This is a genomic window from Isoptericola sp. NPDC019571 (assembly GCF_044389385.1).
GTDB classification, from domain to species: domain Bacteria; phylum Actinomycetota; class Actinomycetes; order Actinomycetales; family Cellulomonadaceae; genus Isoptericola; species Isoptericola nanjingensis.
This window is the reverse complement of the sequence record NZ_JBIRXZ010000020.1, coordinates 1-1226: the sequence shown is the minus strand read 5'-3', so window position 1 is coordinate 1226 and position 1226 is coordinate 1. Positions and strand designations below refer to the sequence as shown.

General features: G+C 68.7%; 1 pseudogene. It reads left to right on the top strand.

From position 1 onward, the window contains the following. Nucleotides 1-11: 11 nt before the first annotated feature. Nucleotides 12-1219 (top strand): annotated as a pseudogene (locus ACH443_RS20370) (IS30 family transposase). Nucleotides 1220-1226: the final 7 nt, after the last annotated feature.

Here is a 1226-nt window from a genome sequence, read left to right as displayed (position 1 = left end):
GGGGTGTTGGGATGGGTGACGGGACGAAGGTCGTGCGGAGTGTGGAGCGCGCGTTTTGGCGGGGTGTGCGTGATGGGTTGAGCGTGTTCGAGGCCGCGCAGGCTGTAGGGATCTCGTTCGCGACGGGCTATCGCAAGGTCCGGCAGTGTGGTGGTGTGATGCCTGCCGATCTGGGCGAGCCCTCGGGCCGCTACTTGTCCTTGACAGAGCGAGAGGAACTGGCTCTTCTGCGCGCCGAGGGGCGCGGGGTCCGTGAGATCGCGCGGGTGTTGGGACGCTCCGCCTCGACGATCTCGCGTGAGCTCGTTCGAGGCACGACGGCGGGCCGCTACCGGGCGATCGCGGCCCAGGTGCGGGCCGATGAACGCGCCACTCGCCCCAAGGCGCGCAAGCTGGCGGCCAACCCCCGCCTGGCGTCGTGGGTCCAGGACAAGCTGGCGCCACCGGCGGGAGGACGCTGGGCGCGGGCGTGGAGCCCGACCCAGGTCAGCCGACGGCTGCGGGTCGAGTTCCCCGATGATGATCAGATGCGCATCAGCCACGAGGCGATCTACCAGGCGCTATACGTCCAGGGGCGAGGTGGGCTGCGACGCGAGCTGGCTACCGCACTACGCACCGGGCGAGCCATGCGCCGCCCGCAACGCTCTACGAGCAACCGCGGGAAGCGGTCGATCCCTGCGCACCTGATGATCTCCGAGCGCCCCGCCGAGATCGAAGACCGGGCCGTGCCGGGGCACTGGGAAGGTGACCTCATCATCGGCGCCAACTCCAAGTCCGCGATCGGCACCCTGGTCGAGCGCACCACCCGCTACGTCATGCTGCTGCACCTGCCCAACGGGCATCATGCCGAGGCTGTCCGCGACGCGATGCTGACCCAGATCCGCACCCTGCCGGCGCACCTGCGCAAGTCCCTGACCTGGGACCAAGGCTCCGAGATGACCCCGTTCGCGCAGATCAAGATCGCCGACGACCTGGACCTGTACTTCTGCGACCCGCACTCGCCTTGGCAACGCGGCACGAACGAGAACACCAACGGGCTACTGCGCCAGTACTTCCCCAAGGGCACCGATCTGAGCATCCACACCGCCGACGACCTCGAGGAGGTCGCCCTGCTGCTGAACGACCGCCCCCGCCAGACCCTCGACTGGGCCAAGCCCGCCGAAGCACTCAACCGCCTACTCTTGGCAGCCTGACGACGCGTGTTGCGACGACCGCTTGAACCCGCC